Here is a 25,878-nt window from a genome sequence, read left to right as displayed (position 1 = left end):
CGATCAGGCGGCCTGGCAGTTTCCAGCCGCCAGCGCCGAGGCGACGGCCCGACGGATATCGGGCAGCGCAAACGGCTTCTGCACCACGTCAATCACCTTGGCTACGAGATCGTCGGCGCGCTCCCGCTGCTCGGCATAGCCGGTCATCAGCAGGATCTTGAGGTCGGGAAACCTGGCGGAAGCCTGGTGCACCAGTTCGATGCCATCCATGACCGGCATGCGGATATCGGACAACAGCAGATCGAACGGACCTTCGCTCAGCTTTTCGAGGCCTTCCGCGCCGTCGCCCGCTTCATGGGTCTCATGACCATCGAGACGAAGCGCCCGCGCAACGAACATGCGGAGCGAATCCTCGTCCTCGGTAATCAGGATTTTTGCCATGGCGGTGATCGCTCCCGTGTTTTGTTTATGTAGGAAGCAAATCAACAGAGTTTTCTTGTCGAGGAGTAAACGCCGACCCGTTGCGGGCCGACATGGTTAACGCCCCGTCTCGCCCGGTGCAGGCAACTGGGTCAGGCGTCTCCGGTCACGACACCGACGAAAGGCAGCTCGCGGAAAGCATAGGCCACGTCCATGCCGTAACCGACGACGAAGTAATCCGGACATTCGAAACCGACATAATCCGCCTCGAGATCCTCCTGGCGCTTGACGCGCTTGTCGAGCAGCACGGCGATCGAGACATTGCGGGCGCCGCGCTCGTAGAGCATTTCCTTGGCGAATTTCAGCGTCCGGCCGGATTCGAGAATGTCGTCGATCAACAGCACGTCGCGATCCTTCACGTCGCTGTCGATATCCTTGACGATCCGCACCCCTTGCGAAACGGTTCCGGCGCCGTAGCTTGACAACGTGACGAACTCGACTTCCGGGGCAAGCCCCACGTCATGCAGCGCCCGCAAGAGATCGGCGGCGAAGATGAACGAGCCCTTGAGAATAGCGATGACGAGCAGATCCTTGGTCGGCCCCGTGGCGATCTGTGCCGCGATCGCGTGGTTGCGCTCGGCGATCTGTTCGGCGGTATAAAGCGGCTCGATGATTTTGCCGCGTACGACGGGCATGAGGTTCTCCTGCGTGTCCGTAAAAAACCGCGATACCACAATCACGCAGACAAGAGAAAGCTCTAGGCGCCGCGTTCGGCAAAGGAAAGCCGCAGATCTGGCAGTTTTCCACCGGGGTGGGGCACGCGCGCCGAGAAGCCGCGGCTCTGACCGCCTTCGATGGACGATGCCGGCGGCGAGATCAGCGTCGTCGCAACGAGCGTCTGGCCGGACATCAGGTCGGCACGGATCTGCGGCATGGCCCGGTTGTCACCGCTGCGGTTCTCGACGATGCCGTTGATCAGCAGCACGCGCATGCCGTTGGCATCCTGCGGCGTCATCGTCACATGGGTGATGTCGAGGGTCGGCCCGGCCTCAGCCGTCGCCGAACCGGCGAACAGGAAGGTGAAGCCGCCCGCGAGGCTGAAAACGGTGACGAAGACGATCGCCACGACCGCCGAGAAGAAATCTGCGGAAAGACGCATCAGGCCACGCTCGATGCCGGCGAGGACCCGCTCCGCGAACGGCGAAGCGGCGACCGTTGATTCCGCAGGCCTGGTTCGGTTATCGTTGTGCGAGCGCGGGGCCGAGCCTCTGCGGAAGGTCTCGCGAACCGGAACGAACTGGGCATCGACCACCTCGCCGCGCCGCGCGTTTACGCGGTTCGTGCGCATGGAAGGTTCCGGCGGCAGGATGTCCATTCGGATGTCTGTCTTGCCCTGATGGCTGCCAAACGTGCTCATGGGGCCCTCTTCGACCCGTTTTCCCCGTTGTTCGGGATTGCGGGCATTGAATCGACTCCCGCTCAGTCGTAAATTGAAATGGTTAACGCTTCGCAAATAAGGCCTGAAATTAGCCCTTTTCCGCGCGCGATTTACCGTTCGTTTACCCGGGTCGTTAAGAGATAGACGGGCACCAGAGAGTCGAAAGAGCAAGGACCGGGTCATCCGTTGATTCATTTCGAAAACGTTGGTCTGCGCTATGGGATGGGTCCGGAGATCCTGCGGGATATGACCTTCGACATCCCCAAGCGCTCATTCCAGTTCCTCACGGGCCCGTCGGGCGCTGGGAAGACCACTCTCCTGCGCCTGCTGTTCATGTCGCTGCATCCGACTCGCGGCATCATCCACATGTTCGGCCGCGACCTGTCGCAGATCCCCCGCCCCGAACTGCCGATGCTGCGCCGCCGGGTCGGCATCGTCTTCCAGGATTTCCGCCTCCTCGACCACCTGACCACCTATGAGAACGTCGCCTTGCCGCTGCGGGTGCGCGGCAAGGAGGAAAGCTCCTACCGCAACGACGTGATCGAGCTGCTGAAATGGGTCGGGCTCGGCGAGCGCATCAACGTGCTGCCGGCCGTCCTGTCCGGCGGCGAGAAGCAGCGTGCCGCGATCGCCCGAGCCCTGATGGACCAGCCGGAAATCCTGCTCGCCGACGAGCCGACCGGCAATGTCGATCCGCCGATGGCGCGCAGGCTCCTCAATCTCTTCCTGGAACTCAACCGGCTCGGCACCGCCGTCGTCATCGCCACCCATGACCTGGCGCTGATGGACCAGGTGGATGCCAGGCGGATGATCCTCACCGAAGGGCGGCTCGACATCTATGAATGAGCTGAGCCGCCCGAAAGCGACAAAGAGCGCCCGGTCGCAGAAGCCGGCAAGCGAGCAGCAGGCGCAGCCGTCAGGCCAGAAGCAGACCCGCCGCGTCGAGATGCGGGTGCGCCCGACAGCACCGATCCTGCCGCCCTCCAACATCCAGGGCAATGCCCTGATGGTGGTCATCGCCATCATGGCCTTCCTCGCCTGCCTGACGCTCGGCGCGGTGAGCATGGTGAGGGCGACGGCATCGAGCTGGCAGAGCCAGATTTCCCGCGAGATCACCATCCAGATCAAACCCGACGACGGGCTCGACATGGATGCGGCCTTGAAGAAGGCCCGCGACCTGGCGCTCACCTTCGTCGGCACCCGCGAGGGCACGATCATGGACGAGAGTGCGACGGCAAGGCTTCTGGAGCCCTGGCTCGGCACCGGGCTGAACCTCGCCGACCTGCCTGTGCCGCGCCTCGTCATCGTCACCATCGACGAACAGAACCCGCCCGACTTCGCCGGAATGCGCGATCTCCTGAAGACGGAAATCCCGCAGGCCTTCCTCGACGACCACCGCACCTGGGTGGACCGGCTTGTGTCGATGGCCCACACCACGGTGCTGATCGGCATGGGCGTCCTCGTCCTCGTCTTCACGGCAATGATCCTGACGGTGATCTTTGCGACGCGGGGCGCGCTGTCCGGCAATCGCCACATCGTCGAGGTGCTGCATTTCGTCGGCGCCGAGAGCACGTTCGTGGCCGGCGAGTTCCAGAAACATTTCCTGAAGATCAGCATCAAGGGTTCCGCCGCCGGCGGTGCGCTTGCCGCCGCGATGTTCGCCCTCGCCAACATGTGGCAGGCCAATTCGCTGGCGACGCCGGAAAGCGACCAGGCGAGCGCTCTCTTCGGCTCCTTCACCATCGGCATGGGCGGCTATCTCGGCATCTTCGCGACGATGATCGTGATCGCGCTGCTGACGACGCTGACGGCGCGGTTCACGGTCATGCGCACGATCGACGAAATCGACCTGATCCGTTCCGACCCGGCGCGTTCCGATGGATTATCAGCTTCTTGAATCGGGACCCGTCCCTCTGTAGGTTGGCCCTGTTCTCGCCACGAATCTCCGGCTATGGACAATCATGACACCGGCCCCGACGACACCCGAAAATGGAGCGGACCGCCCCCCGCGACGGTGGCTCGGGGGAGTGTTTTCGCGCAACAGCCGGCTGCGATGGGCCGCGCGCCGCATCATCATGGCCTGCGTGCTCGGCCTGGCCCTGCTTTTCGGCGGGTTCCTGTGGTTTGCGAATGCCGTCACGTCGCTGAAGGCGCCTGACGGCGTCAAGGCCGATGCGATCGTCGTCCTGACCGGCGGTTATCTGCGGATAGAACAGGCGCTCGGGCTTCTGCGGGACGGAGCCGGCCAGCGCCTGCTGATATCAGGCGCGCATCCATCCACCAGCCCGACCCAGATCCGCAAGGTCACGCAGGCTTCGCCCGACCTCTTCGCCTGTTGCGTCGATATCGGCTACGATGCGATCGACACGATCGGCAATGCCAACGAGATCACTCGCTGGATCCACGACCACGGATACAGGTCCGTGCTGGTCGTCACCAACAATTATCACATGCTGCGCAGCCTGCACGAACTGCGCCGTGCCGATCCGGTGACGGAGTTCATCCCCTATCCCGTGGTCAGTTCAGATCTCACCCGAAAAGCCTGGTTCGCAGAGCCGGACGTGTTGCGCACCATGCTTTCGGAATATGGCAAGGTGGTGCTCGCCACCTGCCGCGACTGGTTCGGCATCGAGCGCGGCACCGGGCTGCGCAACGAAGACCCACCGAAGACGGCCTCAAAGCCCGCACCTTGACACTTTTCCCGCCACATCGCGCCCCGGCGCTTTTTTCGCGGCGCGATCTCGTGTAGGCAACGCCTGTCCAAGAGGAAGCCTTTCATGCTGCTGGTGCGTTCGGTTCTTTTCAATATCGCCTTCTACACAAACCTGATCGTCCGCATGATCGTGCTGAGCCCGATCTATTTCCTGATGCCGCGCAAGGCGGCATACCGCATCCCCAAAGCCTGGGCCGCATCCTGCAACTGGCTCATGGCAAAGATCGTCGGCGCCACCTTCGAGATCGAGGGCCTGGAAAACGTGCCGGAGGGCGGCTGCATCTTCGCCCCCAAGCATCAATCCGCCTGGGATACCGTCGCGCTGCTGCCCTGGCAGCGGGACCCGGTCTATATCCTCAAGCGCGAGTTGATGTGGATCCCGCTGTTCGGCTGGTATGCCGCCAAGCAGAAGATGATCCCGGTCAACCGCGGCGCCCGCGGCAAGGTCATGGTCGACGTCATGAACCGGGCGAAGGAGGAGATGGCCAACAATCGCCAGCTCATCATCTATCCGGAAGGTACGCGCCGCCCGCCGGGCGCCGAGCCGCAATACCGCTACGGCATCGCCCGCATCTATCGCGACGTAGAGGTGCCCGTCGTGCCGATCGTCGCCCATTGGGGCCTGTTCTGGGGCCGTCGCAAGCTCATCAAATATCCCGGCCACTTCAAGGTCCGCATCCTGCCGCCGATCGCGCCGGGCATGGACCCGGATGCCTTTTATGCGCTTCTGGTCGAGACGCTGGAACGGGAAAGCGACAGGTTGCTGATCGAGACCGTGGAAGCCAATCCGCACCTGCCGCTGCCGCCATCGGCGGTGAAGCGGCTTGCAGAACTGAAGGCTCAGACAGCCGCCTGAGCATCGGCACCGGCCACCGCCGCGCCGACGCCTTCCAGCCAGTGATCGCGGATGCCCATGTCCTTCAGATGCTCGAGCGTGTTGAAGACATAGGCGTCGTTTGGGCCTGACTGGCCGACCGAGACGCGGACGATCTCCGCCGCCTGTTCGGTCTCCAGCGCGCCGGCATATTGGACATGGCTGCGATCGACGATATAGCCGACCGCCCTCACCTGCCGCCCGTCGCCGAGCGCCACGGGCAGCACCCGTTCCAGATAGACATTGGTGACAAGTTCGCGGCGACGCAGATAGTCGAGCACGTCCTCCCGGTCCGCCTCGCTTACCCGGAAGGCGACGCCGCGGCATGAGCCGCCGCGGTCGAGACCGAGGACAAGCCCCGGACGATCCGGCGTGCCGCGATGCACGTAGGACCAGACGCAAAGGGAGCGACGGAAGCCGAAAGCACGTGCGGGCAGTCTTTCCTCAAACGCAAAACCCGGATTCCACATCAGGGACCCGTAGCCAAACACCCAAAATTCGTCCATATCCCGCGCCACACCATTCCAATTGAAGCATCCCGCCCCAAGTTTTCAGCACCATTGGAGAACATCATGGCAGCGTCAAGCCGAACTGGCGTCAGCGGCAAATTATGGCTACTCGCCTCCGGGGTGGTGCTGGTGATCGCATTTTACACCGCCGGCTGGTTCTATGCCGCCTCGGTGCTGAAGGAACGGACGCTGGCCCTGCTCGGCAGCCAGGAAACGCGCGGCATCTCGGCCGAATGCGGCGACGCGGACTATCGGGGCTATCCTTTCCGGATCGGCCTGTTCTGCTCCAAGGTCGCGGTCGACGACCGCACCAACGGCATTTCCGCAATGTTCGGATCGCTGCGCTCCGCCGCCCAAGTCTATAATCCGGGCCATATCGTATGGGAACTCGACTCGCCGGTCGAGATCCGCACCGGCCACGGACTTTCGGTCTCGACCACCTGGGAGAATTTCCAGTCGAGCCTGATCACCCGGTTTCGCGGCGTGGAGCGCACCTCCACCGTGATCGAGAATGCAAAAACCAACATCCTGTCGTCCGCAACCGGCCAGGCCTTCAATATCAGCGCCGGCCACACGGAAATCCATCTGCGCCAGAACGGCCCTGATCTCGACGCGGCGGTGACGCTCCAAAACACCGACATGGTGATGAAGGACCTGCCGCAACTCCTGCCGCGGTTCACGGCCAATCTCGACATGACGCTCACCGGCCGCGCCGGGATCATCGACGGCAGCGATCCGAACGGCACCGCCCTCTATGGCACCCAGGGCCAGATGCGCAGCCTTTCGGCAGATCTCGGCGACGGCAAGCTGATCACCGTTTCCGGCCCCTTCTCCTTCGACGAGCAGGGTTATCTGTCAGGCAAGCTGAAGCTTCGGGTCGAGCAGATCGATGCCTGGCGCGACAGCCTGAGCCAGGCATTTCCGAAGATCGCGCCGACGCTGAAAACAGCCGCCAACATGCTGTCCGCCCTTGGCCGCGGCAAAAGCGCCTCGCTCGATCTCACCATCAACCGCGGCAAGGTGTTCGCCGGCGGCTTCATCCAGATCGGCGAAATCCCGCCGATCTGACCCGGTCACATGCTGATATCACTTCTTGGCGTCGAGCGCGTGGCGGCCGAAGTCGGGCGCATCGACATCCTGGCCTGCCTGAACGATCGAGCGGCGGATGGCGCGGGTACGGGTGAAGAGTTCGAACAGCTTGTCGCCCTCGCCCCAGCGGATAGCCCGCTGCAGAGAGGCAAGGTCCTCCGAAAACCGGGCCAGCATCTCCAGGATCGCGTCCTTGTTGTGCAGGCATACATCCCGCCACATGGTGGGGTCTGACGCAGCAAGGCGCGTGAAATCGCGAAAACCGGAGGCGGAATATTTGATGACTTCCGCGTCGGTCACCGTCTCCAGGTCGTCCGCCGTGCCAACGATGTTGTAGGCGATGATATGCGGCAGGTGGGAAACGATCGCCAGGACCTTGTCGTGGTGCTGGGGGTCCATCTCGTCGATCCGCGAGCCGAGCGCCATCCAGAAGGATTTTAGCGTGTCGAGGGCCGCCTGATCCGTATCCGGCAGCGGCGTGAAGATGCACCAGCGATCCCGAAACAGCCCGACGAAGCCGGCATCCGGGCCGGACTTCTCGGTGCCCGCCAGTGGATGGCCCGGAATGAAATGCACGCCTTGCGGCATATGCGGCGCCATCTGCGCGATGACGGAGGCCTTGGTGGAGCCGACATCGGTGACGATGGCACCGGGCTTGAGGCTACCGGCGATCTGCCTGGCGACCGCTTCCGATGCCCCGACCGGCACCGAGACGATGACGAGATCGGCATCCTTCACCGCATCGGCCGCGGACGCAACATAATGCGTGCCGAGCGCCAGCTCTTCGGCGCGTTTCAGGGTTTCGGCACTGCGGCTGGAAATCACCACCTCGCCGGCCAGGCCAAGTTCCTTGACGTCGCGGGCGATCGACGAGCCGATCAGGCCGATGCCGATCAGCGCGATCCTGTCGAAATGCGGCGTGCTCATGCGCTTTTGCCCATGAATTCGCCCAGCGTCTCGATGACGCCGCGATTGGCCTCTTCCGAGCCGATCGTCATGCGCAGCGCATTCGGGAAGCCGTAGCCCTTGACCGCTCGAAGGATGTAACCCCGGCTCGTCAGGAAAGCATCCGCCTCCGGCGCACGCTTGCCATCGACATCCGGGAAATGGATCAGCACGAAATTGGCGACCGAAGGCGTCACCGTGAGGCCGATCGCCTCCAGCGCATGCGTGAGCTTGCCCTGCCAGAGATTGTTGTGCTCGACAGCCATTTCGACAAAGGCTTGGTCGCGGATCGCGGCAGCACCCGCGGCGATCGCCGGAGCGTTCATGTTGAACGGGCCGCGCACCCGGTTCAGCGCGTCGAGAATGCCGGCCGGGCCGTACATCCAGCCGATACGCAACGCCGCCAAGCCGTAGACCTTGGAGAAGGTGCGGGTCATCACGACGTTCTTGTTGGAGGACACCAGTTCGAGGCCGGCCTCATAGTCGTTCTTGCGCACATATTCCGCGTAGGCCGCGTCGAGCACGAGGATGACGCTCTTCGGCAGGCCGGCATGGAGGCGGCGGATATCGGCGACCGGGACATAGGTGCCAGTGGGATTGCCGGGATTGGCGATGAACACCATCTTGGTCTTGTCGGTGACGGCAGCCAGGATCGCGTCGACATCGACGGTGCAATCCTTCTCCTTCACCTCGACCGCCCTGGCGCCGGCGCCCATGATCTGGATCTTGTAGACGAGAAAGCCGTGCTCGGTGATGATGGCCTCGTCGCCGGCACCGAGATAGACGTGGCAGAGCAGGCCGAGCAGCTCGTCCGAGCCGTTGCCACACATGATGTTCGCGACATTGAGCCCATGCACGGAAGCGATCGCCTCGCGCAGCGCCATGGCCTGGCCGTCCGGATAAAGTTCGAGATTGCCGGCAGCCTGTTTGAAAGCTTCGATCGCCTTCGGGCTGGCGCCGAGCGGCGTCTCGTTGGACGACAGCTTGAAGACGCGCGCCACGCCCGGAGCATGTTCCTTGCCGGGCACATAGGCGGCGATATCCAGGATGCCTGGACGCGGAACGGGCTCACTCGTGACGATGCTCATCGGATCAACCTTTTTGGAAAGCCTAAACGGCGGGTGATCTTGAGGCATTAAAGCCGAAAAAGGCCTTTGTCGAGTGGTGAGGAGTGGTGGGCGCAGCCGAAGAAACGATCCAGCGAATCGTTTCGAATGACGAACACCCTGAGCCAAGGCGAAGGGCCGAGGCGGGGACTATCGACCCTCACCGCATCCGCGTCGTCGGCACGCCCTGAGGTGCCAGCACCGGCACGAAGACACGCCGCGAGGCACGGGCGGCGACAGGCAGGCCCTGGTAGAGCCGCTTCTGGGCCTCCAGCACGATGACCCCCGAAAACACCGGCCAGAAGCGCCGGCCCAGGCGCTCGAAGGCGTGGCGCAGCCTCAGCACGGCCCGGATCTTCGACGGCGGGAAGAATAGCGCCTCGGCGCTGGCGCCGGGCGTGAAATTCGTCTCGCGCAAGAGTGAGGTGAGCTGCCCGCGTGAATAGGGCCGACCGGAACCGAACGGCGTGTGCTCCATGCGGGCCCAGACGCCTCGCCGGTTGGGCACGACGATGACCAGCCGGCCACCGGGCGCCAGCACCCGCCAGAGTTCCTTCAAGGTCTCCCGCGGGTTTTCGGCAAATTCCAGCGAATGCACCATCAACACGCGATCGACGGACGAGTCCGGCAACGGCAGTTCCTCGTCGAAGACAAGCGCGGTCGAGGAAAGCTCGCTGACGGGCCAGTTCACCGCCCCCTGCCCTGCCGGCATGAAGGCGAAGGTGCGTTCCGTATCGGCGCGGAAACGGTCGAGATAGGGCACCGCATAACCGAGGCCCACCAGCCGCTCTTCCGGCAACCGCGCCCAGAGCGAAGACAGCGCGAATGTGATCGACTGCTCGGCAAGGTGGCCGAGGGGCGAGTGGTAGAATTCGCGGAGATCGACGATATCGGCGTGCATGCGTAATTTGGTACCAGACGGTGGTTGGACTTCAAGGGACCACTCTCTACATTGTGACGCAAAACTCTTTCAGCAATGGGGTTATGTTATGAGACCACTGGAACTCGAAGTTTTTTCATGCCGCAGCGATAATTACGGCGTTCTCGTGCATGACCCGGAAAACGGGCTGACGGCTTCGATCGATGCGCCGGAGGAAAAGCCGATCCTCGAAGCGGCGGCCCGCCGCGGCTGGAAGATCACCCACATATTTACCACCCATCACCACGGCGACCATGTCGAAGCCAACCTGGCGCTCAAGGAGAAATTCGGGCTGGAGATCATCGGCCCGTTCAACGAAGCGGTTGCGATCCCCGGCCTCGACAAGACCATGGCGGATGGCGACGAATTCCAGTTCGGCGATCATCTCGTCCGCGTCCTTGAGACGCCGGGCCACACCGCCGGCCATATCTGCTACCATTTCCCGGACGACAAGATCCTGTTCGCGGCAGATACGCTGTTTGCGCTCGGCTGCGGCCGGCTGTTCGAACGCCCGGCTGCCGACATGTGGCATTCGCTGCAGAAGCTCGCCGTTCTGCCGGACGAGACGGCCGTCTATTTCGGGCACGAATATACGCTTTCGAATGCGAAATTCGCATTGAGCGTCGATCCGGACAACGAGCGTCTGCAGGCGCGCGCGAGCGAGATCGAGGCGCAGCGCGCGGCCGGCCGGTTCACCATTCCGACGACGATCGGGCTGGAGAAGGAGACCAATCCCTTCCTGCGCGCATCAGACCCGGCCATCCGCCGCAACCTCCTGATGGAGAGCAGGTCCAACGAGGAGGTGTTTGCCGAAATCCGCAAACGCAAGGACAATTTCTGAATGACACCGGAGGAGATCATCACCACGCTCGGAATGCAGCGGCATCCGGAGGGCGGCTGGTATGCCGAGACGTTTCGCGACGGACAGGGTGGCCCGCGCGGCCATTCGACGGCGATCTATTACCTGCTGGAAGCCGGCGAACGCTCCCACTGGCACCGGGTTCGCGATGCATCGGAGATCTGGCACTTCTATGCCGGCGACCCGCTGCTGCTGCGGATTTCCGACGGAAGGACGGTCGAAGAGGTGACGCTCGGAACAGACCTTGCCAAAGGCGAGCGGCCGCAGGCGGTGGTCCCGGAGAACGCCTGGCAGGCGGCGGAGCCGCTCGGCCGTTTCACGCTGGTGGGCTGCACGGTCGCACCCGGCTTTCAGTTTTCGAGCTTCGAGATGGCGCCGCCCGGCTGGGAGCCGTCAGCCTAGACCGAAGGAAGCCCGGCAATCGCCAATGTGAAGATCAGCTGTGCCGCGAGGTAAGTGCCCCATATGAACGGCTTCAGCCTCGCCATGACAGGCGCATCCGGCTTCACCAGGAATTTCTGGATCGCCAGTGCGGTGTCGGACATAACGAACAGCGCAGCGCCGGCCGATGGCAGGATCGGCTTCACCGCCAGCGCTGAAAGCGCCATGGCAAGGATCGCGACCCCATAGACGGCGACCGGGATGGCAAGCCGGCCGGCAGGCCGCCACAGCATGAAAAGCGTCATGCCCGTCAGCACGACGAAGATCCAGGCCGCCGTATAACGCCAGGCAGAGCCGACCAGCAGGCCGGGGTCTATCGATGGCCAGAACAACGCCGCATAGGCAAGATGCGACGCGAGGAAGGCCGCGAGCCCCGCGACGAAGGCTGGCTCTCCCTCGTAGGCGAGGCAGGCGTCTCCGAGTACACCGAGCGCCAGCGCTGCCACGAGCAGCCATGGCGCGCCGGCCAGAGCCGCGTAAAGCGCCAGCAGCAAGACCGGCGTGGTCTTCAGCACGGTGCGCAGATGACTGGCAGGCCTTTTTAGCCAGCGGAAATAATGGATCGCAAGCGCGACCGAGACGGCAAGCACCGCCCATAACAACAGATACATTTCTTCCCCCACGTCCCTGACCCTTTCAGGAACGCCTATTCGGCCACGGCTTCCACACGCGGCTTCGGCCGGAACATATCCCGCGCTGCCAGCACCGCCCCTCCGGTGATCAGCAGGCAGGCAAGCAGAATGCGCCAGTCCGGCTCGGCAAAGCCCGATGCGACGAGGATCAGCGTCGACAGCAGCGGCGCCGCGTAGCTTGCAGCCCCGATGATCTGGATATCGCCGTTCTTGACCCCGTAGTCCCAGGCATAAAAGGCCGCGCCGACCGGCAGCAGGCCGAGCCCGGCGACCGCTGCCCACTCGCTGCCATTGGCCGGCCAGACGGTCGTCTCGAGCGCCAGATGGCAGATCAGGGAAAGCAGAGAGGTACCGAGGCAGAAACCGGTGACGACATCGGTGGAAACCCGGTCGAAACGCCGCGTCAGCAGCGAATACCCCGACCAGGTGAAGGCGCAGAGAAAGGCAGCCCCGTAGCCCAGGAGATAGGCGTCATCGAAGGCGAGTCCGTTGCGGGAGACGATGGCGATCGTGCCGCAAAGGCCGGCGACAGCGCCCGCTACATGATACCAGCGCAGTCTCTCGCCCGGCAGCAAGGCAGAACCGACGACGATGAACAGCGGCCAGAGATAGGCGATCAGCCCCGCCTCGACGGCCGGCGCGTTCCGGAGCGCCGTGAAATACAGGAAATGATAACCGAACAGGCCGCCGATCCCGGTGATCCAAACTTTCGGCGGCTGTTTCAGGAACGCGATGCGCTCAGGTCTGACGATGAAAAGCACGATGCCCGGCAGGCTGCCGATCGCGAACGTGATAGCACTCATCTGGAAGGGCGGCACTTTTCCGGACGCAGCCGTCATCAGGGCCAGCAGCGACCACATCAGGATCGCCGTAAAACCGATCAACGTACCCCGGATTTTCACTCCCGCCCCCCTGGCCGCCCGGACGAGCGCCCCATCAGCCGCCATATTTGACGGCGGTCACATAAACCTGCCCCATCCTCGTCGGGATGACGGCATAGACCGGAGCATATACATTTACCGACTGCGCCTTGGCAAACCAGATTTCCATCGGCGTCTTGCGCAGATATTCGATATCGCTGCGGCCTCGCTTGAAGCCGGATCTCGGAAGGTAACGGATCGAGCAGACGATCGCCTCCCCCTTGAAACCGTCGGTCGAGAATGGCTTGGTGCCCTTCGGCGTCAGCACCAGATCCATGCGCGACTCACCGTCATAGATCGGCAGCCGGCTGGGGCAGACCTTGGCGTCGCCCGGGAAGATGAGGCCGCTCAACGGGTCGAGCACCGCGTGCAGGTCCTTGTCGGTCACCGGAATCCAGGTTTCGGGATTGCGGGTCGGCTCCGGCTTCACGGTCGTCTCGGTGACGTTGCCGTTACGGTATTCGACGTCATAGACGCGCGTGCGCCGGCCGGCGCTGTAGACGAGGTTGTAGCGATCGGCCTGCAGCTTGTCGGCCTGCATGCGCCCGCTGACGCTGGTCTCGGCGGAGATGCGGCTGATGATGTTGACGATCCCGGCCGATTTGAACGTTCCGGTGATCCTGTAGTCGCTGCTGTTGAATTCGCTGGCGAAAGATGCCTTGGCGATCGGCAGTATCCCGAGCGAGATATCGTATTCGCTGACATGCCGGATTTCCGCCGAGCCGAGCGGAACGGTCGTGAACGCGAAGGCGAGCACGAAGGCACTGATGAAACTGCCGCGAAGGTTCATGATTCTGCCCTGACCGATGAGGACGCTGGAAAGCGTCTTCCCGGAGACATATAGACGGTGCATCATGGCAAGAAAATAGCCGCTTTACGGCACTGCCCGCGGATTCTCTTGGGCTGAGGTCAAGGTTTTGGCTTGACGCGACGAGCCCCACTGACTATAGAACCGCAACTTTCCACTCAGGACCAGTTGGATCGGCGCACCGGGCATTGTCCGGAAGTACCATCCGATTGCAGAAGAACAAAGGTGTATCCATGTCTCGTGTGTGCGAACTGACCGGCAAGGGCGTTCTGACCGGCAACAACGTAAGCCACGCCAACAACAAGACCCGCCGTCGGTTCCTGCCGAACCTGTGCCAGGTCACGTTGATCTCCGACGCTCTCGGCCAGCGTTATCGCCTGCGCGTTTCGGCGCACGCTCTGCGCTCCGTCGAACATCGTGGCGGCCTCGATGCCTTCCTCCTGAAGTCAAACGAGACCGAGCTGTCGATGCGCGCCCGCCTGCTGCGCCGCCAGATCGTCAAGAAGACCGCCGAAGTCGCTGCTGCGGCTTAATCGGCCCGACGCCAAATCATCCGGCTTTGAACAAGGCTTGAACGGGTAATACCGGCCAGGCCTTTTCTCTTGGCCTTCATAAACTCCAACTGGTGGCATCACCCAGGATAAAAAAATGCTGAGCTCACGCTATACTTTCATCTATGCCCTGCTGATGGCGGCCGTTGTCGTCGCGTCGAACTTCCTGGTCCAGTTCCCGGTCGTCGGCACGTTCTGGGGCATCGCCCTCGGCGATCTTCTGACCTGGGGCGCCTTTATCTATCCGTTTGCCTTCCTGGTGACTGATCTCGCCAACCGGCAGTTCGGGCCTTCAATTGCCCGACGCGTCGTTCTCGCAGGCTTCGTCGTCGGCGTGACGCTGTCGTTCCTGGCCTCCTCCCCGCGCATCGCCGTCGCCTCGGGCACCGCCTATCTGGTTGGCCAGCTTCTCGACATCTCGGTGTTCAATCGGCTTCGCCGCCAGACCTGGTGGCGCGCGCCGCTCGCCGGCTCTCTGCTCGGTTCGGCACTCGACACGCTGCTGTTCTTCTCGCTCGCCTTCGCTCCGATTTTCGCCTTCATCGGCCCGAACGAGGACTTCGCGATCCAGTCGGCACCGATCCTCGGTGCGTTTGCCGCAGAAGCCCCGCGCTGGATCTCCTGGGCGCTCGGCGACCTCGTGGTCAAGATCCTGGTCGGCGTCGTGCTGCTCCTGCCCTATGGCGCGCTGATGAACGTGCTGAAGCCGATGCCGCAGATGGCGAAGGCCGCCTGACCTGCGAAATCGTCCGCCTCGATCCCCGCTTGCAAGTTGAAAGGTTGCATTGCAGTCTGCGCTGCGACGCAACCTTCATGGACGGGCTACGATGCAGATTCACGATGTCTTCGATGTTCTGGAAGCCACCCGCACAACCCTTTCAGGCTCGTCGTTCGACGATGTGAACCTGTCCGGCACGCGCTTCAACAACACGAATCTGTCAGGCGCGAATTTCAATCAGATCAATTTTGCAGGCGCGACATTCAACGACAGCAATATGTCGGGCTGGTTCATCAATGACGTCAACCTGTCCGGCCTGCGGCTACACAACTCCAACCTTTCGGGCGCGGAATTCGCCGGATGCAGAATGACGGGAGCCAAGATCGATGGCATACCCGTTCAGGCCCTGCTCGATGCGTACAACGCCGCGAAAAGGGACTGAAGTTGGAAAACGCTATTCGTTCAGTCGGAATTCCAGCATAACGTTACGCTGCAGCAAGTTGCCGTTGTCATCCGAAATCAGGAGCAGATGCGGCTTGCCCTCCGGCCCGGCGATGACGTCGAGCCCTTCCATGTTGTCGATAGCATAGCCCATATCGGCGTCGATCAGCACTTCTCCATCCACAACTGCACCCGGTCGAATGCTGTCGCCCTTGATGAGGCGGATGCGCATGCCGAGGCCCCCGATGAAGCTGAAGCGGCGCTCCAGCAGCAGGAAATCGCCGTTCGGCAGGAAGGCGCCGTCCGTCGCATCGAAAGGATCGTGCCGCACCACGGTGAACACGCCCTTCAGCGGGCCTTCCAGGATGGCGGCGAAAAGGTTCCCCTGATCATCAAGGCTATGTTCCGTCACCACCACCGGCGAGCCTTTGAGCGGGCCGGATTTTGGCGACACCGCCACCGTCTCCATGCCCGCATTCATCCGGAACTCGTGGCGGGGAATGGGAAGATCGAGGCTCTTCAAGGGCGGCGACGTTTCGAAACCCGGGTCCGGATAGGCATCGACGCGATGCAGCTGCTCGAAGCTGACGATCACCTGGCCGTCCCTCAGCGCCAGCCCCTCGGCGTCTGAATTGTATTTCGAACCGACCCGGCCACCGCGGATGAAGATCGGGTTGATGGCGAGATCGGTGAGGTTGGCGAGGCGCCCCTTCGCATCGCGTTGAATGCGGCCGGTCAGCCAGGAGCCGGTGTCGAGCACCGACACGAAACGCTCCCCATCGGCGCGAAAGCGGATGCTCGACAGGGACTGTAGCCGGCTATCGGATGACGAAAATTCGAGCCCGCCGAGAAATTCGAGCGAGCCGAACCGCGTTTCCGCCGAGCCCCGTTTAAACTCGCTGATCGCATGCGCTCGAACCGGCACCATCTCGGAAGCCGGCGCAACCGGCAAGGCGATGGCGCCAAAAAGGCCGGCCCAGACGACGAGGCGGGAAAGTTTCAAGCGGCGGACCTCAGCTGGCCCGCCGCATGCGGCCCTGTCGCCCGCCGTTTTCCGCGAACAGTTCGGCAAGCTGCTCGGTCATTGCGCCGGCAAGCTCGTCCGCATCGACGATCGTCACGGCCTTGCGGTAGTAGCGCGTCACGTCGTGGCCGATGCCGATTGCGAGAAGCTCGACCGGCGAGCGGGTCTCGATCTGCTCGATCACGGCGCGCAGGTGCCGTTCGAGATAGTTGCCCGGATTGACCGACAGCGTCGAATCGTCGACCGGCGCGCCGTCCGAGATCATCATCAGGATCTTGCGCTGTTCGCGGCGGGCGATCAGGCGGTTATGCGCCCACATCAGCGCTTCGCCGTCGATATTTTCCTTGAGCAGGCCTTCTCGCATCATCAGGCCGAGATTGCGGCGCGAACGACGCCACGGCGCATCGGCCGACTTGTAGACGATATGGCGCAGGTCGTTGAGGCGGCCGGGCGTCGGCGGCTTGCCGCTTGCCAGCCATTTTTCGCGCGCCTGCCCGCCCTTCCAGGCCTTGGTCGTGAAGCCGAGGATCTCGACCTTGACGCCGCAGCGCTCCAGCGTACGGGCCAGGATATCGGCGCAGGTGGCGGCGACCGTGATCGGTCGGCCGCGCATCGAGCCGGAATTGTCGATGACCAGGGTCACGACGGTGTCGCGGAACTGCGTGTCGCGCTCCTTCTTGAAGGAGAGCGGCTGCATCGGATCGATGATCAGGCGCACGAGGCGGGCCGGATCGAGATATCCCTCTTCCAGGTCGAAATCCCAGGAACGGTTCTGCTGCGCCATCAGCCGGCGCTGAAGCCGGTTGGCCAGCCGGCCGACTGCGCCCTGGAGATGGGCGAGCTGCTTGTCGAGGAAAGCCCGCAGCCGGTCGAGCTCCGCTTCGTCGCACAGCTCCTCGGCGGTGATTTCCTCGTCGAATTCCTGGGTGAAGATCTTGTAGTCGACCTTCTCGTTGAAATCGTCGAACGGGCTGTTGGGCCGCCGGGTCTCGCCGGGCGTCTCGGAATGTTCGTCGCTGTCGTCCGACATGTCGTCGTCGGACATTTCCGCGCCGTCCATCTCGCCGTCGTCCATTTCCTCGTCGGAGGTATCGCTCTGCTCGGCGGGGGCGGCGTCGGACCCGGCCTCTTCCTCGACCTCGTCGTTCTCGGTCTCGTTGCTGCGCGGCTGGTCTTCCTGGTCCGGGTTCTCCATCTCCTCCGGATCGGTATCTTCGTCGGCAAACTCCTCCGCCATCTGCATGGAGGTGAGCATGTGCCGCACCAGCTTGGCGAAGGCCTGCTGGTCCTCGATCACGTTGCGTAGGTTGTCGAGATCACCGGCCGCCTTGTCCTCGATGAACGGACGCCAGAGATCGAGCACCTTGCCGGCGCTCGCCGGGGGCTTGATGCCGGTCAGCTTCTCGCGCACCAGCATGGCGACCGCTTCGCCGATTGGCGCGTCCTCCTGCCGTTCGATGCCGGAGAAATTCGCCTTGGAGTATTTTTCCGCATGCATCGAATTGAGGTTCGACGCCATGCCGGCCATGCGCAAGGCGCCGATCGACTCGACGCGCGCCTGTTCGACCGCATCGAAGACGACGCGCGCATCGGCGCCCTGCGGCGACATGCTGGCATGCGTGGCCGTATCGTGACAGGCGATCCGAAGGGCCATGGAATCGCCGAGCCCGCGGGTCACCGCGAGCTCATGGGCCGTCGGCCGCTTGGAGATTTCCGGCAGGCGGATGCGCTCGCCGGCAAGGCCCGGACGTTCGTTGGCGAACGTGACCTCGACTTCCGCGTCACCGGCAATGGAACGCACGCAGCCGGTAATCGCCCGCCGCAACGGCTCGGTATCGACCGGACCACCCGACTTGGCTTTCGAATTGTCTCCGCGACCTGCCATGATCTCGTCTCCGCTCAGGCTCCGAGAACGATGTTGGCGGCACTTTCCTTCAGCTCGACGCCGAAGGCGCGCTGGTACTGCTCGGCGACCAGCGTGCGTTCGAGTTCGTCGCACTTGTTGAGGAAGGTGATGCGGAAGGCGAACGCGATATCACCGAAGATCTCGGCGTTTTCCGCCCAGGTGATGACGGTACGCGGGCTCATGACGGTCGAAAGATCGCCGTTGATGAAGGCCGAACGGGTAAGGTCGGCAACCCGCACCATCTTCGAGACCGTCTCGCGGCCCTCCGCGGTCCTGCCGAAAGATTTTACCTTGGCGGCGACGATATCGACTTCCTTCTCGTGCGGCAGATAGTTCAGCGTCGTCACGATCGACCAGCGGTCCATCTGCGCCTGGTTGATCTGCTGCGTGCCGTGATAGAGGCCGGTCGTATCGCCGAGGCCGACCGTGTTGGCGGTCGCGAAGATGCGGAAGGCCGGATGAGGACGGATGACGCGGCTCTGGTCGAGCAGGGTCAGGCGGCCGGAGGATTCCAGAACGCGCTGGATGACGAACATCACGTCAGGGCGGCCGGCATCGTATTCGTCGAAGACGAGCGCGACATTGTGCTGGTAGGCCCAGGGCAGGATACCGTCCTTGAATTCAGTGACCTGCTTGCCGTCCTTCAGCACGATCGCGTCCTTGCCGACGAGATCGATACGGCTGACATGGCTGTCGAGGTTGATGCGCACGCACGGCCAGTTGAGGCGGGCTGCGACCTGCTCGATATGAGTGGACTTGCCGGTACCGTGGAAGCCGGACACCATGACGCGCCGATTATGCGCAAAGCCTGCGAGAATGGCGAGCGTCGTATCGCGGTCGAACAGATAATCCGGATCGAGATCCGGAACGTAGGGGTCGCCGCTGCTATAGGCCGGAACCCTGATATCGCTGTCAATGCCGAAGACTTCCCGGACCGAAATGGTGGTGTCGGGAAGGTTGGAAATGTCTAGATCAATCTTACTCATCGTCTCTCCAAGGCACGGATCCCCGCCCGGCCGTCGTCCTCACTGCCATAATTTTTACGGCTTAGCAGAAACCCGCCTGCTTCAACAACTGATATGCTTGAATGACGGCACGAAAACGTTCTTCCGAACCGCGGTCGCCGCCATTCGCATCCGGATGGTGTTTCTTGACCAGTTCCTTGTAACGGGTCTTGATCTCCGCCGCGGTCGCGTTGGCCGCCAACTCCATCGTGTCGAAGGCTTTGGCTTCCAATGTCTTCAGCTTGCGCCCCTGAGTCTGGAAACGGGGGCCGGCCGCCCGCGCACTCGACACGAAGCCGAACGGATCCCTGAAGCGCTGCTGGGTGCCGGTAGCGCCGGCAGCACCTGAGCGCGCCGTGGAATGAAGCGGCGCATCCTTGGCGGCCTTGTTGACGCCGACGGTCCAGGTCGGCCGATGGCCGGTGACCGCCTCTTTCTGGTACCGGGCGATCTCGCCGTCCGACAGGCCGGAGAAATAATTATAACCCTTGTTGTATTCCCTGACGTGTTCGAAACAGAACAGAAAGAACTGGCCTTCCGCGTTGCGGCCCACGGGAGCGCGATGGGCGCCGGGCTTGTCGCATCCGTCCCATTGGCAGGTGGGCGCTTCAGGCACAGCTTCCTGCTGCCTGTTCTTGCGCGTCCGGATGCGGTCGAAATATTTGGAATCTAGTTTCATAAGGCCCTCATTATGGGGCGACGAACAGGGCGCGGCAAGAATTGACAAAGTCCTTTCTTACTGGTTTGTGAGATGCCCCTTTTGCGTCGCAACGGAGACCGAAATGTCCGTCAAATCCCGGATCGAAACCACGCTCACCGACAATCTCGAGCCGGAACGGCTGGTCGTCATCGATGAAAGCCATCAGCACGCCGGCCATCAGCCCGACATCACCGGAACCGGCGAGACCCATATGCGGGTCCGCATCGTTTCGAAAAAGTTTTCCGGAATGAGCCGGCTCGACCGGCATCGGACGGTGAATGCCCTGCTGAAGCCCGAACTCGACGCCGGACTTCACGCGCTGGCGGTGGAAGCCTCGGCACCGGGTGAGCCGACGCGCTGGTGATGGGGCTTAGATAGGGACGATGAGATGGGAGGCCAAGGCCCCTATGGTGAGACACCGCTTTTATCCGGCGTCGGCCATCATAACTTCTCAATGCCTCTATCATGATAGCAGCCGAACAATGCCATAGCTTGCGAGACTGTATATCACGGGGCGCGGAAGAGTGCGTGAATTCCGCGCCCGACAGCTGGCTCAGCCGCAAAGCGGGCAATGACGTGCAGATGAGCATGAAAGACTTCCTGCCCTGCGATTGCACCGACATTCCAGCCAATGGTCCATCCCGAGGGACAAAAAGGATCAAGAAAGGACTTTGCAGCATGGAGAGCATTGCCAAGGTCACTCCATTCGGCTGAATTCAACTCGAAAGGTGTGGCAACGTGCCGGAAGGGCACGACCAAGCTTTGAGCAGGGCGATCGGGCTCAAAGCTTCCGAGCAAATAAAAATTCGACAGCCGGGCAATAGGCTCGTCTATCAGCATAGCGTTTGCGAGACAAAAACGGCATTGCGGATCATGCATGTATTACCCCGCCGGCAGCGTCGCATCATCCGCCGGCCGTATCCTCAACCTCGTGATGCGGTTCTTCTCCCGCTTCAGCACGACAAATCGCTTGCCGTAGAACGTAAACGCCTGCCGCTCCTGCGGAATGAGCTTCGATTCGTGGATGACGAGGCCGGCGATCGTGGTTGCTTCCGCATCCGGCAGGCTCCAGTCGAGCGCACGGTTCAGATCGCGGATCGGCACGGACCCGTCGACGACGATCGAACCGTCCGCTTCCTGGCGCACGCCCTGGATCTCGATATCGTGCTCGTCGGTAATATCGCCGACAATCTCTTCCAGGATATCTTCGAGCGTGACGATCCCCTGCACTTCGCCATATTCGTCGACGACGACCGCAAAATGCCCCTTGCGCCGCAGGAAGGCGCTGAGCTGGTCCTTGAGGCTGGTGCTGTCGGGCACGAACCAGGGTTTCTGGGCGATCTTGACGATGTCCAGGTTTTCCGGCTCGACATTCGGCTCGGCGAGCGCCCGGAGCAGGTCCTTGGCATGCACGACGCCGATGATGTTCTCGGTCGAATTGCGCCAGAGCGGCATGCGCGTATAGGGGCTTTCGAGCACGGCGCGGACCGCCACTTCCGGCGGATCGTCGGCATTGACCGCCCGCATCACCGTCCGGTGCTTCATGACGTCGGAGACTTCGAGCTCCTCGAGTTCGAAAAGGCCACTCAGACGGTCGCGGTCCTGTTTGTCGAAATTCCCGTCGCGATGAACAAGATCGAGTGCGGCATGCAGGTCGTCATGGCTGGAAAGGGCGAGTGTCTGTTCGGACAGGGAAACACCACACAGGCGGAGAAGCCCGCGGATCACCGCGTTGACAGCACGCGACAGCAGACCTGCTCTGGATGTCATTTCGGCCGCTTTTCCTCCAGGAAGCTCAAGACCTCGGACGATGGCACGTCGTTGGCGATGAAGGACTGGCCGATGCCGCGGGTCAGGATGAAGGTGAGCTTGCCGCTCATGACCTTCTTGTCCTGCGCGATCGCGTCGAGCAGCTTTTCGGTCGGCGGCAGCTTTCCGGGAATATCGCTCATCGACGTCGGCAGGCCGACGGCTTTCAGATGGGCCGTGACCCGCGCCGCGTCGTCCGGGCTTGCAAGGTTCAGGCGCGCCGAGAACTGATGCGCCAGCACCATGCCGATCGCCACGCCCTCGCCGTGTACCAGGCGGCTGCTGTCGTATTCGGTTGCGGCCTCCAGCGCGTGGCCGAACGTGTGGCCGAGATTGAGCAGCGCCCGGCGGCCGGTCTCGCGCTCGTCCTCGACGACGACGTCGGATTTCGCCTGGCAGCTGACCGCAATCGCCTCGATCCGTTCAGGACCGCCCGCAAAGACCTGTTTCCAGTTCTTTTCGAGCCAGGCGAAGAAATCCGGCTGGTCGATCAGCCCGTATTTCGCCACCTCCGCATATCCGGCCCGAAATTCGCGCTCCGAGAGCGAATCGAGCGCCGCGGTGTCGGCGAGAACGAGGTCCGGCTGGTGGAAGACACCGAGCAGGTTTTTGCCATGGCGGGTGTTGATGCCGGTCTTGCCGCCGACCGAGGAATCGACCTGCGCCAGAAGCGAGGTCGGGATCTGCACGAAGCGCACGCCGCGCCGGACGATACCGGCCGCAAAACCGGCCAGGTCACCGATCACGCCGCCGCCGAGCGCGATCACCGCGTCGTTGCGCTCGATGCGGGCCGACAGCACCATGTCGCAAACGGTCGCCAGGTGTTCGAAACTCTTGGTCTTCTCGCCGGCCGGCAGCGTCAGCGAAACGGCCTCGATCCCGTCCGTCTGCAGGCTGTCCATCAGCGCTTCGAGGTAGAGCGGCGCGACGTGCTCGTCGGTGACGATAGCTGCCTTGCGGCCCTTCAGCCGCGCGGTGATCTCGCCGCCGGCACGCGTGATCAGGCCAGGACCGATCAGGATGTCATAGGCCCGTTCGCCAAGCGGCACATGCACCAGGCGCTCACGCGCGCTGTCCTCGGATCGGCCCTCGGATCGGGAAGACATGTTCATTGCAATTCACCTTCGCTGGGCAATTCACTTTCGCCGGACAGATTGGCCACCGCGGAAAGCACCTCGTTGACCATCACGTCCTTGCGCACATTTTCTGACAGTACCGTCACATCGGCCTCGGCATAGATCGGATAACGCTGGATCATCAGGTTTTCGAGCGTCTGCTTCGGGTTCTCGGTCTTCAGCAACGGCCGGTGATCACGTTTGTTCACCCGTTCCCACAAGACGTCGAGATCCGCCTTCAGCCAGATGGAAATGCCGCCGATCTTGATCTGGTGGCGGGTGTTCTCGTTGATGAAAGCCCCGCCGCCGGTCGAAACCACGCGCGGCCCGTTCCGCAACAGGCGTTCGATGACGCGCGTTTCCAACGCCCTGAACTCCGCCTCGCCGTAGGCGGCGAAAAGTTCGCTGATGGTCATGCGGGAAACCCTCTCGATCTCCACATCGGTATCGATGAAGGGAATGGAAAGCGTCTGCGCCACCAGCCGACCGATCGCCGATTTGCCGGCCCCCATCAACCCGACGAAGATCAGGTTGCGCTTGCCGAGGACGGCGCGCGCCTTTTCGCTAAGTGGAGTTGCGACTTCTATCATTGTCAGGTCCGTTTCGAAAAACGGTATCGACAAATGCGTCGGCAGCGTCAAGCCGTCGCAACCCTCAAAGAATGCGGGGGATTGTTTGTTCTTGCCGATATGTAAACCTTTATCGATATATTGCGGCGCAACTCCGGGAGTCCTTTATGCCCACCCTTTTCCGTTTCCTCTTCGTGCTGGCGGCGATCGCAGGCATCGTTTATGGAAGCATGGTGGCTCTCGTCATGCTGGTGGATCCGCGCGAGCGCGACGTGACCGTGCGCATTCCGTCCGAGCGGTTGAACCCGGCAACGCCGCAACAATAACGGGCCGCAACAAAGACGGTAGGAAACATGGCCGACCTTTCCCGAGCCCATATCGAAGCTTTTCTCGAAATGATGAGCGCCGAACGGGGTGCCGCCGGCAATACGCTGTCCTCCTACGAACGCGACCTCGAAGACCTGCAATCCTTCCTGCTGGCCAGCAAGACCTCGGCCCTGACGGCGCAAAGCGCCAATCTCTCCGCCTATCTCGCCCATCTCGGCGCCCAAGGCTTTGCGGCCTCCTCCCAGGCGCGAAAACTGTCGGCCATGCGGCAGTTCTACAAATTCCTCTATGCCGAGGGCCTGCGCGGCGACGACCCGACCACGATCCTCGACGCGCCGAAAAAAGGCCGCTCGCTGCCGAAGATCATGAGCGAGAACGAGGTGACACGGCTCCTGGAGCTTGCCGCAAAGGAGGCCGCCGAACCCGGCCCGGAGCAGCTCGCACGCCTCAGGATGCTGGCGCTGCTTGAACTTCTCTACGCGACCGGCATGCGCGTCAGCGAGCTCGTGTCGCTGCCGGTCAAGGTTCTCGACCAGGAAGGACGTTTCCTGATCATTCGCGGCAAGGGCAACAAGGAGCGCCTGGTGCCGCTGTCCCGCTCGGCAATCGCCGCCGTCGCATCCTATGGCGAGGTCCGGCGGCTGGCACTCGCAAAGACCGGCGACAGCCCGTGGCTGTTTCCCTCGGCCGGCAAGGAGGGCTATTTGCCGAGGCAGGTCTTTGCCCGCGACCTCAAGGGACTGGCCACCCGCGCCGGACTTAGAGCCGCCGCAATCTCTCCCCATGTGATGCGCCACGCCTTCGCAAGCCACCTCCTACAGAACGGTGCCGACCTTCGCGTTGTGCAGGAACTGCTCGGCCATTCGGACATTTCCACCACACAAATTTATACGCATGTACTGGAAGAACGGCTGCGGGAACTGGTTCAAACACACCACCCTCTTGCAAAACAGGCCAAAAACCGGGAATAGAAGCCCCAAACAGAAAATGGGAACTGCGTGTTCCTGAGATAAAACAACCGGAAACCGGCTCTCATGCAGACTTATCTCGATTTCGAAAAGCCCATCTCGGACCTCGAGGGCAAGATTCACGAGCTGAAAAAGCTCGCCTCGGAAGACGAGAGCATTGATACGTCCGAGGAAATCGGCAGGCTGGAAACCCGGGTCAGGGAAGCGACCCGGGAAATCTATTCCAAGCTCGGCGCCTGGGAAAAAACGCAGGTCGCGCGCCATCCGCAGCGACCGCATTTCGTCGATTACTCCGCCCACCTGTTCACCGATTTCACGCCGCTCGCCGGCGACCGCAATTTCGGCGAGGATGCCGCCATCCAGGCGGGCCTTGCCCGTTTCAACGGCATGCCCGTCGCCGTCATCGGCCAGGAAAAGGGCCATGACACCAAGACGCGCCTGAAGCACAATTTCGGCAGCCCGCGTCCGGAAGGTTACCGCAAGGCGATCCGCATCATGGAAATGGCCGACCGTTTCCACCTGCCGGTGATCACCCTGATCGACACTGCGGGCGCCTATCCCGGCGTCGGCGCCGAGGAACGCGGACAGGCGGAGGCCATCGCCCGCTCGACCGAAATGTGCCTGGGCCTCAAGGTACCGATGGTGTCGGTCGTGATCGGCGAAGGCGGCTCAGGCGGCGCGATCGCCATCGCCACCGGCAACCGCGTCTACATGCTCGAACATTCGATCTATTCGGTCATCTCGCCGGAAGGCGCGGCATCGATCCTCTGGCGCGATTCGACCCGCGCCCGCGAAGCTGCGACCAACATGAAGATCACCGCCGAAGACCTGAAGGGCCTCGGTATCATCGACGACATCATTCCCGAACCAGTCGGCGGCGCGCACCGCGAACCCGAAACCGTGATCAGCGCGACGGGCAAGATCATCGCATCGGCGCTGGAAGATCTTGGGCGGCTGTCTGGCGAAGAAGTGCGGGCTGTACGCCGGCAGAAATTCCTCGATATCGGCCGCAATCTCTGATCTTCTGGCCTCCGCCACGCCAATAGCCAAATTTGGCCATATTGCTGATAACATTGGGTGCCGGGCGGTTTTGCTGGACAGGCCGGCGCAAGCGGTTAAGAATATGTAAAGAT

Annotated in this window: 31 protein-coding genes and 1 pseudogene; 14 read left to right on the top strand and 18 right to left on the bottom strand. The window is 62.5% G+C overall.

Annotation, left to right across the window (positions count from 1 at the left end):
• Positions 1–3 precede the first annotated feature (3 nt).
• From J2857_RS27965 to J2857_RS27955, 3 genes are all read right to left on the bottom strand, one after another.
• Positions 4–381, bottom strand: coding sequence for a response regulator (locus J2857_RS27965; RefSeq protein ID WP_210013329.1), 378 nt, complete (start codon positions 379–381; stop codon positions 4–6).
• 131 nt (positions 382–512) lie between these two features.
• Positions 513–1,055 (bottom strand): hypoxanthine phosphoribosyltransferase, encoded by a 543-nt coding sequence (gene hpt, locus J2857_RS27960; protein WP_007770732.1) that lies wholly within the window; start codon positions 1,053–1,055, stop codon positions 513–515.
• Positions 1,056–1,117: 62 nt separating this feature from the next.
• Positions 1,118–1,777, bottom strand: coding sequence for a hypothetical protein (locus J2857_RS27955; protein WP_210013328.1), 660 nt, complete (start codon positions 1,775–1,777; stop codon positions 1,118–1,120).
• Between the two features lie 207 nt (positions 1,778–1,984).
• On the opposite strand from J2857_RS27955, the gene ftsE reads away from it, so the two are divergent.
• The 4 genes from ftsE (at position 1,985) to J2857_RS27935 (ending at position 5,367) form a co-directional block, all read left to right on the top strand.
• The gene (gene ftsE, locus J2857_RS27950; protein ID WP_210013327.1) at positions 1,985–2,644 is read left to right on the top strand and encodes a cell division ATP-binding protein FtsE; all 660 of its coding nucleotides are present in this window, start codon (positions 1,985–1,987) and stop codon (positions 2,642–2,644) included.
• Between the two features lie 100 nt (positions 2,645–2,744).
• A complete protein-coding gene (locus tag J2857_RS27945; RefSeq protein WP_210013402.1) occupies positions 2,745–3,695 on the top strand; it encodes a cell division protein FtsX in 951 nt (316 codons plus the stop codon).
• A 64-nt stretch (positions 3,696–3,759) separates the two neighbouring features.
• A complete protein-coding gene (locus tag J2857_RS27940) occupies positions 3,760–4,491 on the top strand; it encodes a YdcF family protein (protein WP_210013326.1) in 732 nt (243 codons plus the stop codon).
• An 84-nt stretch (positions 4,492–4,575) separates the two neighbouring features.
• On the top strand, positions 4,576–5,367 hold the full coding sequence (locus tag J2857_RS27935) for a lysophospholipid acyltransferase family protein (RefSeq protein ID WP_210013325.1): 792 nt from the start codon (positions 4,576–4,578) through the stop codon (positions 5,365–5,367).
• Here J2857_RS27935 and J2857_RS27930 read toward each other — a convergent pair.
• Entirely contained in the window at positions 5,352–5,903 is a 552-nt protein-coding gene (locus J2857_RS27930) for a gamma-glutamylcyclotransferase (RefSeq protein WP_210013324.1), read from the bottom strand. The genes J2857_RS27935 and J2857_RS27930 overlap by 16 nt on opposite strands.
• Before the next feature lie 54 nt (positions 5,904–5,957).
• Here J2857_RS27930 and J2857_RS27925 point away from each other — a divergent pair, with 54 nt between their 5' ends.
• A complete protein-coding gene (locus J2857_RS27925; RefSeq protein WP_210013323.1) occupies positions 5,958–6,962 on the top strand; it encodes a DUF2125 domain-containing protein in 1,005 nt (334 codons plus the stop codon).
• 18 nt (positions 6,963–6,980) lie between these two features.
• Here the strand turns inward: J2857_RS27925 and J2857_RS27920 are convergent, their stop codons facing one another.
• The 3 genes from J2857_RS27920 to J2857_RS27910 all read right to left on the bottom strand — a co-directional run bounded on the left by J2857_RS27920 (position 6,981) and on the right by J2857_RS27910 (position 9,935).
• Positions 6,981–7,910: a prephenate/arogenate dehydrogenase family protein gene (locus tag J2857_RS27920; RefSeq protein ID WP_210013322.1), complete on the bottom strand. Its 930-nt coding sequence runs from the start codon at positions 7,908–7,910 to the stop codon at positions 6,981–6,983.
• Positions 7,907–9,016 carry a histidinol-phosphate transaminase gene (gene hisC / locus J2857_RS27915; protein WP_210013321.1) on the bottom strand — a complete coding sequence of 370 codons (1,110 nt, stop codon included), beginning with the start codon at positions 9,014–9,016 and terminating at the stop codon, positions 7,907–7,909. Before hisC ends, J2857_RS27920 begins: the two co-directional genes overlap by 4 nt.
• A 178-nt stretch (positions 9,017–9,194) precedes the next feature.
• The gene (locus J2857_RS27910; RefSeq protein ID WP_210013320.1) at positions 9,195–9,935 is read right to left on the bottom strand and encodes a class I SAM-dependent methyltransferase; all 741 of its coding nucleotides are present in this window, start codon (positions 9,933–9,935) and stop codon (positions 9,195–9,197) included.
• 88 nt (positions 9,936–10,023) lie between these two features.
• Between J2857_RS27910 and gloB the strand changes: the two genes are divergently transcribed.
• Together gloB and J2857_RS27900 are read left to right on the top strand one after the other, a co-directional pair.
• On the top strand, positions 10,024–10,794 hold the full coding sequence (gene gloB, locus J2857_RS27905; RefSeq protein WP_210013319.1) for a hydroxyacylglutathione hydrolase: 771 nt from the start codon (positions 10,024–10,026) through the stop codon (positions 10,792–10,794).
• Positions 10,795–11,214 (top strand): cupin domain-containing protein, encoded by a 420-nt coding sequence (locus tag J2857_RS27900; protein WP_210013318.1) that lies wholly within the window; start codon positions 10,795–10,797, stop codon positions 11,212–11,214.
• Here J2857_RS27900 and J2857_RS27895 read toward each other — a convergent pair.
• From J2857_RS27895 to J2857_RS27885, 3 genes are read right to left on the bottom strand one after another with little or no spacing between them, the layout of a single operon-like run.
• Positions 11,211–11,864, bottom strand: coding sequence for a lysoplasmalogenase (locus tag J2857_RS27895; protein WP_210013317.1), 654 nt, complete (start codon positions 11,862–11,864; stop codon positions 11,211–11,213). The genes J2857_RS27900 and J2857_RS27895 overlap by 4 nt on opposite strands.
• A gap of 35 nt (positions 11,865–11,899) precedes the next feature.
• Positions 11,900–12,787: an aromatic amino acid exporter YddG gene (yddG, locus tag J2857_RS27890; RefSeq protein WP_210013316.1), complete on the bottom strand. Its 888-nt coding sequence runs from the start codon at positions 12,785–12,787 to the stop codon at positions 11,900–11,902.
• A gap of 34 nt (positions 12,788–12,821) precedes the next feature.
• A complete protein-coding gene (locus tag J2857_RS27885; protein WP_210013315.1) occupies positions 12,822–13,595 on the bottom strand; it encodes a DUF3108 domain-containing protein in 774 nt (257 codons plus the stop codon).
• A 251-nt stretch (positions 13,596–13,846) separates the two neighbouring features.
• Here J2857_RS27885 and rpmB point away from each other — a divergent pair, with 251 nt between their 5' ends.
• From rpmB to J2857_RS27870, 3 genes are all read left to right on the top strand, one after another.
• On the top strand, positions 13,847–14,146 hold the full coding sequence (gene rpmB / locus J2857_RS27880; RefSeq protein WP_038546370.1) for a 50S ribosomal protein L28: 300 nt from the start codon (positions 13,847–13,849) through the stop codon (positions 14,144–14,146).
• Between the two features lie 115 nt (positions 14,147–14,261).
• The gene (locus J2857_RS27875; protein ID WP_210013314.1) at positions 14,262–14,900 is read left to right on the top strand and encodes a queuosine precursor transporter; all 639 of its coding nucleotides are present in this window, start codon (positions 14,262–14,264) and stop codon (positions 14,898–14,900) included.
• 91 nt (positions 14,901–14,991) lie between these two features.
• Complete coding sequence (locus J2857_RS27870; protein ID WP_210013313.1) at positions 14,992–15,324, top strand: pentapeptide repeat-containing protein; 333 nt, start codon at positions 14,992–14,994, stop codon at positions 15,322–15,324.
• 12 nt (positions 15,325–15,336) lie between these two features.
• On the opposite strand, the gene J2857_RS27865 is transcribed toward J2857_RS27870, so the two are convergent.
• The 4 genes from J2857_RS27865 to J2857_RS27850 form a co-directional block, all read right to left on the bottom strand.
• Entirely contained in the window at positions 15,337–16,251 is a 915-nt protein-coding gene (locus J2857_RS27865; RefSeq protein ID WP_373426848.1) for an esterase-like activity of phytase family protein, read from the bottom strand.
• 85 nt (positions 16,252–16,336) lie between these two features.
• A complete protein-coding gene (cobT, locus tag J2857_RS27860) occupies positions 16,337–18,232 on the bottom strand; it encodes a cobaltochelatase subunit CobT (RefSeq protein ID WP_210013311.1) in 1,896 nt (631 codons plus the stop codon).
• Positions 18,233–18,246: 14 nt separating this feature from the next.
• A complete protein-coding gene (gene cobS, locus J2857_RS27855) occupies positions 18,247–19,239 on the bottom strand; it encodes a cobaltochelatase subunit CobS (protein ID WP_210013310.1) in 993 nt (330 codons plus the stop codon).
• Positions 19,240–19,300: 61 nt separating this feature from the next.
• The gene (locus tag J2857_RS27850; RefSeq protein ID WP_210013309.1) at positions 19,301–19,936 is read right to left on the bottom strand and encodes a J domain-containing protein; all 636 of its coding nucleotides are present in this window, start codon (positions 19,934–19,936) and stop codon (positions 19,301–19,303) included.
• Positions 19,937–20,039: 103 nt separating this feature from the next.
• Here J2857_RS27850 and J2857_RS27845 point away from each other — a divergent pair, with 103 nt between their 5' ends.
• Positions 20,040–20,321 carry a BolA family protein gene (locus J2857_RS27845; RefSeq protein ID WP_210013308.1) on the top strand — a complete coding sequence of 94 codons (282 nt, stop codon included), beginning with the start codon at positions 20,040–20,042 and terminating at the stop codon, positions 20,319–20,321.
• Positions 20,322–20,464: 143 nt separating this feature from the next.
• Here the strand turns inward: J2857_RS27845 and J2857_RS27840 are convergent, their stop codons facing one another.
• The 4 genes and pseudogenes from J2857_RS27840 to J2857_RS27825 form a co-directional block, all read right to left on the bottom strand.
• Positions 20,465–20,836 (bottom strand): HIT family protein, encoded by a 372-nt coding sequence (locus J2857_RS27840; protein ID WP_210013307.1) that lies wholly within the window; start codon positions 20,834–20,836, stop codon positions 20,465–20,467.
• Positions 20,837–20,839: 3 nt separating this feature from the next.
• Positions 20,840–21,712, bottom strand: a pseudogene (locus tag J2857_RS27835) (HlyC/CorC family transporter); the annotation flags it as partial.
• 11 nt (positions 21,713–21,723) lie between these two features.
• The gene (gene aroB, locus J2857_RS27830; protein ID WP_210013305.1) at positions 21,724–22,878 is read right to left on the bottom strand and encodes a 3-dehydroquinate synthase; all 1,155 of its coding nucleotides are present in this window, start codon (positions 22,876–22,878) and stop codon (positions 21,724–21,726) included.
• Positions 22,875–23,471 carry a shikimate kinase gene (locus J2857_RS27825; RefSeq protein ID WP_210013304.1) on the bottom strand — a complete coding sequence of 199 codons (597 nt, stop codon included), beginning with the start codon at positions 23,469–23,471 and terminating at the stop codon, positions 22,875–22,877. The genes aroB and J2857_RS27825 overlap by 4 nt, the downstream gene beginning before the upstream one ends.
• A gap of 146 nt (positions 23,472–23,617) precedes the next feature.
• Here J2857_RS27825 and J2857_RS27820 point away from each other — a divergent pair, with 146 nt between their 5' ends.
• From J2857_RS27820 to J2857_RS27810, 3 genes are all read left to right on the top strand, one after another.
• Positions 23,618–23,776, top strand: a complete 159-nt coding sequence (locus tag J2857_RS27820; RefSeq protein ID WP_037081678.1) for a hypothetical protein — start codon at positions 23,618–23,620, stop codon at positions 23,774–23,776.
• Positions 23,777–23,803: 27 nt separating this feature from the next.
• Positions 23,804–24,748, top strand: coding sequence for a site-specific tyrosine recombinase XerD (xerD, locus tag J2857_RS27815; RefSeq protein WP_210013303.1), 945 nt, complete (start codon positions 23,804–23,806; stop codon positions 24,746–24,748).
• A 63-nt stretch (positions 24,749–24,811) separates the two neighbouring features.
• Positions 24,812–25,765, top strand: coding sequence for an acetyl-CoA carboxylase carboxyltransferase subunit alpha (locus J2857_RS27810; RefSeq protein WP_210013302.1), 954 nt, complete (start codon positions 24,812–24,814; stop codon positions 25,763–25,765).
• Positions 25,766–25,878: the final 113 nt, after the last annotated feature.

Source organism: Neorhizobium galegae (assembly GCF_017877055.1).
In the GTDB taxonomy this organism is placed as follows: domain Bacteria; phylum Pseudomonadota; class Alphaproteobacteria; order Rhizobiales; family Rhizobiaceae; genus Neorhizobium; species Neorhizobium galegae_D.
The sequence above is the reverse complement of the archived record's forward strand: the minus strand, read 5'-3'. Positions and strand labels throughout refer to the sequence as shown.